Here is a 7532-nt window from a genome sequence, read left to right on the forward strand (position 1 = left end):
TATTTTTTTCAATGTATTCTTTTTTAAGACGAGCAAGAAGCTCATCCTGAGAATCAAGCATTTTTGGTGTGGTTTCGATTTTTTTCTCTAAATCATATTTTTCCACCAAAACATTCTGAAGCGCCTTCAGTTTGTCAAAAACTTCTGTCATTTCCATATTCAAAAGACCTCAAGTATGGGAATTATAAAAATTCCAAATATTTTTATCGCAAAAGTATATAAAAAATAAGACTTTATGTCTACATCTCGATGTAATCACGAAGTCCACTGGCACGACGCGGGTGTCTGAGTCTGCGAAGGGCTTTTGCTTCAATCTGTCTGATTCGTTCACGCGTAACATTGAAGTATAAACCTACTTCTTCCAGTGTAAGACTGTATCCGTCATCGAGACCGAAGCGCATTTTTAAAACTTCCTGTTCACGGGACGGTAAAGTATTTAAGACAGTTCGAAGCTGTTCCTGCAGGAGAGTATATGCTGTCTGATTTGCAGGATTTTCAACATCTTTATCTTCGATGAAATCTCCGAGCTGTGAATCTTCTTCTTCGCCAATTGGTGTTTCCAGAGAAATAGGTTCACGGGCTACATTTTTTACCTGTTTAACTCGTGTTACAGGCCAGCCGAGCTGCTGAGCAATTTCTTCATCAGTTGGCTCGCGTCCCAGTTTCTGCATAAGCTGACGACCTTCGCGTACAACTTTGTTAATCTGTTCAATCATGTGAACAGGTACACGGATTGTTCGTGCCTGATCAGAAATTGAACGGGTAATTGCCTGGCGAATCCACCAGGTTGCATAAGTTGAAAATTTATATCCTTTTCGGTATTCAAATTTTTCTACAGCCTTGATAAGACCTATATTTCCTTCCTGAACAAGGTCAAAGAATTGAAGTCCGCGGTTGGTATATTTTTTTGCAATAGAAACTACAAGACGCAGGTTTGCATTGATAAGCTTATTTTTTGCTTTTTCAAGCATTCTTCGTCCCCGCTCTATTTCATCTGCCATGCCAAGAATTTCTTCTACGTTGTTTTCAAAATCGTATTCCATCCGGCGGAGTTTACGGTCAATTTTCTGGATTTGAGTGTAAATATCACGGATTTCATCACTTTTAAGCCCTAAATCGTTCTCAAGCTTGACTGCTTCAGAATGAATTGCAAGGCGTCGTCCAAGACTTCGCAGTTCAAGTGGACTTGAAATACGAAGTTCTTTCATTTTCTTTTCCTGTTTGTGACGGTATTCGCTGATTTTTTGTGTTGCTTCAACAAATTTTGCACTGAATTTTTCGATTTCTTCAGATTGAATCTCAATTTTTTGAAGTTCAGGCAGAATTTTTGCACGCAATTCGATTATTTGAGGATTATCAAAAATTTCATGGAACTGACCGGCATCAAAAAGCTTTTTCTTAAGATTCATGTAAACCTTCATGTTTTCTTTTACAATCTTAAGATATTCGCCATAACAGCTCTTTAACCGGCGTTTTTCGGCCTGTGCTTCATTAATTTCCTTTCTTGCTTTTCCAGGTTCATGAGGATCAATTTTTGCAAATGCTTTCTGACAAATGGTAAAAAATTCTGGAATCATCATTCCGGATTTTTTAATAACATCTTTTATGATGTTTTCACCGTCTTCCATCTGCTTTGAATAAGTGACTTCCTGTTCAGCTGTAAGAAGTTTTTCTTTACCGATTTCGCGCAGATATAAACGGATAGGATCATCGATATTTGATTCTTTATCGCCGTTAACAAGTCTTGCAGCGGATAAATCTTCTTCAGTCTGTTCTTCATCTACAACATCATCGTCATCATCAAGAAGAGAATCTTCATCAGAACCGTCATCATCTAAATCGGTGTCTTCTTCCATGACCTGAATATTATTTTGTGTTAAGAGCTGAAGAACCTCTTCCATTTTTGGGGAATTTACAAAATCCTGACCTAGAATTTCGTTAATTTCATCCCAAGAAACTATCTGCTTGTCTTTAGCGTAATCTAAAAGTTTTACAACTTTAGGATCCAATTCCTGATCCATAGCTCAGTCCTTTTTTTTGTAATTTTTCATCAATAACTTTTTTTTCTTCAAAAAGCTTTGTCATCAGTTCCTGATTTGAAAGATTCATCGGCTGATTCTGTAAATATCTGATTTGCTCAAGAACAGCTTTGCTTTGTCGTTTCAGGCTATTTTGCACAATTTTGTCTATACTTTCAGCAACAGACTGAGCTGAAGAATGTGAAAATTCTCCCAAAGCAACAGATTCTGTAACCTCATGTTTTATACCTTCACTGGTACAACGGCTTAGCAAAGAACTGAATGATAAATCACCAGCCTTATAGCAATCTTTTAAAATTAAGAACAATTCTTTAGCAAAGGGATTTTCAAAATCATCTTCAGACACGCGGCTCTGCATCAGTTCAAACTGATTTATGTCGGATACAACGGCAAGTACAGCACGAAATTCAGCATTTACTAAAACTTTATCCTGACCTGCATTCTTATTATCCGTTTTTTTTACAAGAACACGTTTTTTTGCCTCATCCCGATGACTGTAATCACTTTTTATTGCCTCAACCGGAACATTTAAAGTCCGTCCCAATAGTTCCAGACTTGATTCTCTTTGTATATCGGTCTGTAGCGCATCAATGTAAGGAAAAAAATCAAGGGCAAACCTGGTTTTTCCCTCTGGTGTATCAATAGGATACTTTTGCGACAGTGAATTCAACAGATAATCACTATCTAATTTAGCGCAATTTACTTCAGCTGTCAAGGTATCAACACCGAATTTAACCATAATTTCAGCAGGATCTTTTGCATTGTGAAGTGTGATTATTTTTACTGTAAGCCCCTGCTGGCGGCACATAAGAATTGCACGTACTGTAGCAGCCTGACCTGCACCGTCACTGTCAAACGAAAGAAGTATTGTATCAGCAAACCCCTTTACAATTTTGATTTGATCAAACGTTAAAGCTGTACCCAATGGAGCAACAGCATAAGTTATTCCGCACTGATGATAAGCTATACAGTCCATGTATCCTTCGCAGAAAATAACTTTTCTTTCCTGACGGATTGACTGTCTGGCAAAATTAAATGCATAGAGTGTGTCGCCTTTCTGATACTGAATTAAGTCGCCGGAATTCAGGTATTTCGGGCTTTTTTCTGCGTCTCCGCGTAAAAAACGACCGCCAAAAGCAACTGCCTGTCCGCGCCTGTCAAAAATAGGAAACATCAGACGGTCAGAAAAAAAAGCAATATCCGGATAATTTTTGCTGAAAAGTCCTGATTTTGATAAAAACTCATCGCTGTAATTTTTGGATTTCAGGAATTTTTTGAGCCAGGTTCTGTCTGCAGGAGAATAACCAAGCTTAAATTTTTCGATTGTTTCAAGTGAAATTCCTCGGGAAGTAATATAATTCAGTGCAAATTTTCCTGTTTCGGTTTTTACCAGCCCGTAATGAAACATATCAGCGACACGGTTGTATAAATCAATGTAAAGCTCTTTTGAATTGTCTGTCTTTTCCTGTGTGTTGTAGGAAGGATTAGAATCGTATTTTACTTCTATGCCGCATCTTTTAGCTAAAAATTTTAATGCTTCTGGAAAACGGATTTTTTCCATTTCCATAATAAATTTTATTACATCTCCGCCTTCATGGCATCCAAAACAATAATAAATGTTTTTTTCCGGCGTAACAGAAAAGGACGGAGTTTTTTCATTATGGAACGGGCAGCAGCCCCACCATTGATTACCGCGCTGTTCCAGCTGGACATATTCGCCTACTACTGAAACGATGTCTGTATTTGAGAGAACTGCATTTTTTGTTTCTGCTGAAATGATTCCGTCCATGAAAAATATTTTTTTTGATTTTTTAACTTTTTTTTGTTTTGAATTGAGTTCCTGCTTTTATATGTGCATTAAAAGATTCTGAAAAAGTATGAGAACCGGCGTCAGAATCAGTTAAAGTAAAGTAAAAATAATTTGTTTCAGGAGGATTTGCCGCCGCTTTTAAAGCTATTAAACCAGGATTGGAAATAGGACCTGGTGGAAGAGCTGCCCATTTATAGGTATTGTACGGGCTGTCAATTTTTAAATCGTCATAAGTTATTACATCAGGATGCGGTCTGCCTTGAATTTCTGTGATTATGTATTCAATTGTTGCGCATGAATATAAACCTGCACCGGCATTTATTCTGTTTGTAAACACGCTTGCTATAAGAGGTGCTTCGTCTGCTACTCTATATTCACGCTCGACAATTGAAGCAAGAATCAGTTTTTCATAAAAGTCAGGAACAGATTTGTCTGCAAATTCTGGTATGATTGAAATTTTTTTAAAGAAATTTTCAATCATAATCAGGAGAACATTTTCTGCATTCATTGATGGTGCAAAAAAGTATGTGTCCGGAAATAAAAATCCTTCAAATGTTTCAAAGGGAATTGAATATTTTTGTATTAAATCAGGATTTTGAGCTGCGGTAATAAAATCTTCGGCAGAACAAACTCCTTCAGTTTCTAAAATCCGGGCAATTTTTCTTATGGTCAGACCTTCAGGAATGACAGTTTTTATAAATTCCTGCTGCCCAGATTCGAAAAGTGTAAAAATTTCAAAAACATTCATTGATGTTTTTAAAGAATAAACACCAGATTTTATAACGGGTGAAGTTTTGCGTAATGACAGAAAAGGAAATCTTGCTGCTAAATAAAAAGCCTTTGGAGAACGGATAAGATTTTTTTCGTAAAGGGAATTTGAAATTTCAGAAACAGAAATTCCTGCAGGAATTTCAAAGCGAACTTCTTTTGCATTTTCTGGTAAGTCTATTGCAGAAAGCTCGTAAAAGAAAAAAAGCGCGCACACAGCAAAAGCTGTTATAAGTGATATTAGTGAATATAGTACAAAAGTGTTTTTTTTATTTTTATTGTTTTTCATGAGTAAAAAGCTGTTGCCTCGTCTATTGACATTGAATTATAAATTGCCTGTTCGATTTTCATAGAAAAATTAACAAGTCCGTCAGGGATTTCTTCCTGATGATTTCTTAATAGTTTTGCAAGAATTTTTATTTCACGTTCATTAAAACGATATTCAAGATTAAAGCCATTGTTTGAATCAATTAAGGGGCTGGTCATAAATCGATTTCCATTCCTTCCTGTGCCAGATAAATTTCCAGATTACTGCCTGAAGCATAATTGGCATACCATTTTGCAGATTCAAAAATTGTATTTAATTTTCTGTCATCATAAGTAGGTTCGTGATGAAAAAGATATAGTTTTTTTACTTTCCATGCAATGGCAAAATCAATTGCATAGCAGAAAGCGGAGTGTCCCCAGTTTTCTTTACGCAGGGCTTCTTCAACAGTGTATTGAGAATCAAGAACAAGTGCATCTGCATTTTCAAAGATTAAACTGCGTTCTACTGTATTTACAAAGTCTTTTGAGTTTAATTCTACATCTGTCGCATATACAAATTTTTTATTACCTTCGGTTACTGCGTATGAATATGAAGTTCCAGGATGTGACATTTTTATGCAGTCAATCTGTAATTTTCCAATTTCAAGAGTTTTGCCCGGTTCTATAACATGAAACCTGAAATTTTTAGTAAAAGCTTCAAATGTGACAGGATAATAAGGGGAAATCATCTGCTTACTGAAATATTCTTTCATGTTGTCAAATGGAGAATATACATCGAATGAAGCGTTAGGATTGTATGCCTGGTCAAAAAAAGGCAGTCCCTGTATATGATCCCAGTGAAAGTGAGACATAAATAAATTGTAATGAAAGTCTTCCGGAATGTTTCCGATTTTGCCCATTACACGAATACCGGTTCCTGCATCAAAAATGATTTTTTCGGAATTGTTTCCTGTAAGTTCAACGCAGGGGGTATTCCCGCCTGTTGTGCCTGAAATCCATTCCGGGAGAGAATCTATAAATGCCTGCTTTGATTTGTCTGACTGTATGTCTTCAGGTTTTATTCTTTGAAGTGCAGAAAAAAGTTTGGCTCGTACTTGCTGTGCTGATAAAGGCGTAGGAATGGATCCCCGGACTCCCCAAAAATGAACGTTCACCGATAAAACTCCGTTTAAAATTCATTACAAAACTATCATTAAATTATAATTCGCTAATCAAGTTTTGTCAAAATGTTGTTAAAAAAAATATCAGTTTGAAAAAAATATTTTAAAATAAAAAAAAGCCTTAAAGAAAATCTTTAAGACTTAAAAATACCTGGGGAGTGAGGGACTCGGACCCCCGAACCCGAAAGGGAGCGGATTTACAGTCCGCCGCAATTGCCGCTATGCGAACTCCCCTTTTAACCTTTCGGTTAAGCTGCTTGTAGGACTTGGACCCACGACCCCGAGATTACAAATCACGTGCTCTACCAACTGAGCTAAAGCAGCAGATTTCACAACTTTTTGTTTTACAACAGTGCGTTGCGAACGAATAGTATATTATAAAAAAGACAAAAAAGTGTCAACAGAAAAATATAAAAAAAATAATTTTTTTTTAAATTATTTTTTTAAATCTGGACGAAGTTTTTCGCCGCCGTTTATGTAAACAGGAACCGGTACAGACTGTTCAGGCATGTATGCTGTTACTAAGATTCTGATCATTTTTTCTGGGGAACCTGTGATTTTAGGTTCCTGTGAACAGAAAAGAGGAATTGTAGAAACATCAAATTCTGACTGCCCTTTACGGAGAGCAGCAGCCGGATTTAAAACATTTAAATCTTCTGTTATTGTAAACTGTATTGAGACAAAATCTTTTTGAGTCAGATGATTTTCTGAAAAAAGTTTCAGGCACATCTGACAGACATTTTTTCTGATTGATTCACTGTCATTTTCAGAACCTGTGGCACCCCGGATTGCAAAAAGACGCTGTGGCATTTTTTACTCCATTTTTATATAATACTGAACAGCTTCATTCATCTGTTTTTCTTGAAACTATCCTGCTTAAGAAGTATATATTATTTAATTAATAGAATTCAATAAATATGGTTCAAAATACAATTTATGATCAAAATCAAATAGAAGAACTCGAAGCGGTAGAAGAACTTGAAACAGCAGAAAAAATACAGCCGGTTCAGGAAATAAAAAAAGTAAAATCAAATCGACTGCCTGTGCTTCTTCGTCTTACAAGGAGAGCTGTACTTTTTCTTTTTCTGACACTGGTTGGAACACTCCTTTTTTTTGTAACAGGAAACCGCCAGACTTTTCTTGATTCAAATCTAATCATTTTACTAAAAATTACAGCCTGTGTATCAATTGCATTAAGTTTTTTTTCAATGGCAGCAGTTGCCGGAAATATATTTTATTTAATTAAAACAAAAAAAATAAAATTCTTAATTTATTTGATTTGTTATGTACTGATTTTTTTATTGGCATCAGTTATTTTGGTGCTTTCCCTTTCAGTAAATTTACTTTCAGAAGGCATTAATTTCTGATATAATTCTTTTGCTATGAAATCCATTAAGATTCCTGACACATTAAAAAAACTGAATGAAATTTTTAAGAATAATGGTTTTGAAACTTACCTTGTAGGCGGAGCTGTACGTGATGTTCTTT

At 35.8% G+C, this 7532-nt stretch carries 7 protein-coding genes and 2 tRNA genes; 1 reads left to right on the plus strand and 8 read right to left on the minus strand.

Features of this window, described 5'->3' with window-relative positions; translation table 11 throughout:
• Positions 1–239: 239 nt before the first annotated feature.
• The 8 genes from rpoD to ACKI5B_RS02875 form a co-directional block, all read right to left on the minus strand.
• On the minus strand, positions 240–2021 hold the full coding sequence (gene rpoD, locus ACKI5B_RS02840; RefSeq protein WP_407425627.1) for an RNA polymerase sigma factor RpoD: 1782 nt from the start codon (positions 2019–2021) through the stop codon (positions 240–242).
• Entirely contained in the window at positions 1999–3828 is a 1830-nt protein-coding gene (gene dnaG, locus ACKI5B_RS02845) for a DNA primase (protein ID WP_407425629.1), read from the minus strand. The genes rpoD and dnaG overlap by 23 nt, the downstream gene beginning before the upstream one ends.
• 22 nt (positions 3829–3850) lie before the next feature.
• Complete coding sequence (gene mltG, locus ACKI5B_RS02850; RefSeq protein ID WP_407425631.1) at positions 3851–4906, minus strand: endolytic transglycosylase MltG; 1056 nt, start codon at positions 4904–4906, stop codon at positions 3851–3853.
• The gene (locus ACKI5B_RS02855; protein ID WP_407425633.1) at positions 4903–5103 is read right to left on the minus strand and encodes a hypothetical protein; all 201 of its coding nucleotides are present in this window, start codon (positions 5101–5103) and stop codon (positions 4903–4905) included. Before ACKI5B_RS02855 ends, mltG begins: the two co-directional genes overlap by 4 nt.
• On the minus strand, positions 5100–6038 hold the full coding sequence (locus ACKI5B_RS02860) for an MBL fold metallo-hydrolase (protein ID WP_407425635.1): 939 nt from the start codon (positions 6036–6038) through the stop codon (positions 5100–5102). The genes ACKI5B_RS02855 and ACKI5B_RS02860 overlap by 4 nt, the downstream gene beginning before the upstream one ends.
• Positions 6039–6196: 158 nt before the next feature.
• Positions 6197–6278, minus strand: a tRNA-Tyr gene (locus tag ACKI5B_RS02865).
• A 17-nt stretch (positions 6279–6295) separates the two neighbouring features.
• Positions 6296–6368: transfer RNA gene (locus ACKI5B_RS02870), tRNA-Thr, on the minus strand.
• A 111-nt stretch (positions 6369–6479) separates the two neighbouring features.
• Complete coding sequence (locus ACKI5B_RS02875; RefSeq protein ID WP_407425637.1) at positions 6480–6854, minus strand: chorismate mutase; 375 nt, start codon at positions 6852–6854, stop codon at positions 6480–6482.
• A 107-nt stretch (positions 6855–6961) separates the two neighbouring features.
• Between ACKI5B_RS02875 and ACKI5B_RS02880 the strand changes: the two genes are divergently transcribed.
• A complete protein-coding gene (locus ACKI5B_RS02880) occupies positions 6962–7411 on the plus strand; it encodes a hypothetical protein (protein WP_407425639.1) in 450 nt (149 codons plus the stop codon).
• Positions 7412–7532: the final 121 nt, after the last annotated feature.

The organism is Treponema sp., assembly GCF_045657965.1.
GTDB lineage: Bacteria > Spirochaetota > Spirochaetia > Treponematales > Treponemataceae > Treponema_D.

Bases quoted from the DNA above. Each gene is read 5' to 3' on its own strand.
- dnaG (WP_407425629.1), bottom strand. From the start codon at position 3,828: ATGGACGGAATCATTTCAGCAGAAACAAAAAATGCAGTTCTCTCAAAT.
- mltG (WP_407425631.1), bottom strand. From the start codon at position 4,906: ATGAAAAACAATAAAAATAAAAAAAACACTTTTGTACTATATTCACTA.
- ACKI5B_RS02855 (WP_407425633.1), bottom strand. From the start codon at position 5,103: ATGACCAGCCCCTTAATTGATTCAAACAATGGCTTTAATCTTGAATAT.
- rpoD (WP_407425627.1), bottom strand. From the start codon at position 2,021: ATGGATCAGGAATTGGATCCTAAAGTTGTAAAACTTTTAGATTACGCT.
- ACKI5B_RS02875 (WP_407425637.1), bottom strand. From the start codon at position 6,854: ATGCCACAGCGTCTTTTTGCAATCCGGGGTGCCACAGGTTCTGAAAAT.
- ACKI5B_RS02880 (WP_407425639.1), top strand. From the start codon at position 6,962: ATGGTTCAAAATACAATTTATGATCAAAATCAAATAGAAGAACTCGAA.